Here is a 1078-nt window from a genome sequence, read left to right on the forward strand (position 1 = left end):
GGGCGACTGGGGGATCGTCTGCGAACCGGCCGCGCACATCGTCGCCGAGCTGGCCGCCAATGCCGCCGTCCACGGCCGCGTACCCGGCCGGGACTTCCGACTCAGCCTCAGCGCCCGCCGCGACGAGCTCCTGTGGATCGAGGTGACCGACACCCGGGGCGAGCAACTGCCCGTCGTATCCACCCCCGACCAGTACGCCGAGAGCGGGCGCGGCCTGCTGATCGTCGAGGCGCTCTCCGACCGCTGGGGCATCGGCGTCGGCCCCGTCCCGCGCAAGACGATCTGGGCCGAACTCGACCTCGTACCGCGACCGTTCCACCGGGTCGCGGAATCCCACGACCCGGTGAGCGACGTCCCCGCGCTCCACGACGTATAAGGCTTTAAAGGACTTGGGGAAATTACCCTCCCCACCCAAACCCGACCCAGCCCCGCTCTCGTCACTCACTCGGGTGACATGGGGCAACTGGGCTGGATTTGAGGCGGGTTGGCTGGCATATGCTCGCCGCGACAACTCCAGACATGCGACGGCCCCCGACGAGATTCGCACTCTCAACCGGGGGCCTGACCACCAAGGAAGCGAGACCTTCCCGATGGATACCCCGCAGATTACCGCGCCCTTATGCGCCCCGTCCCCCGTACCCGGAGACACCACACCGTCACCCGGTGTCATCCACATCAACTCCCGGCACGCCGCAGGCTTCACCGTCATCGGCAACCACCTCGCCCAGCACCGAGGACTCTCCCTCACCGCGATCGGGCTCGCCGCCCACATCCAGTCGCTCCCCGCCGGAGCCAGGATCGGCATCAAGCACCTCGCCGAACGCTTCCCCGAGAGCGAGACCCGCATCGCCGCCGCCCTGCGCGAACTCGAAGCCACCGGCTACCTCCACCGCAGCCGCGTACGCCTCCCCGACGGCCGCATCACCACCCGCACCGTCTCGTACAACCAGCCCGGCACGGCCACCCGGCCCGAAACAGCTCCCCGGCCCCGGACGGCCCCCAGCCGGCCGACCTCGTTACCCACGCCGCCGCCACCGCCGCCACCGCGCGCGCCCGCTCCCGAACCGCGCCCCGCTCC

General features: G+C 70.6%; 1 protein-coding gene and 1 pseudogene. Both read left to right on the plus strand.

Going from position 1 to position 1078, the window contains the following annotated elements:
- Positions 1 to 376, plus strand: a 376-nt coding sequence (locus tag ACIRJP_RS42720; protein ID WP_404186663.1) for an ATP-binding protein, incomplete at its 5' end; no start/stop codon positions are given.
- 214 nt (positions 377 to 590) lie between these two features.
- A pseudogene (locus ACIRJP_RS42725) lies at positions 591 to 1078 on the plus strand (helix-turn-helix domain-containing protein); the annotation flags it as partial.

The organism is Streptomyces sp. NPDC102437, from assembly GCF_044765565.1.
Classification (GTDB): domain Bacteria; phylum Actinomycetota; class Actinomycetes; order Streptomycetales; family Streptomycetaceae; genus Streptomyces.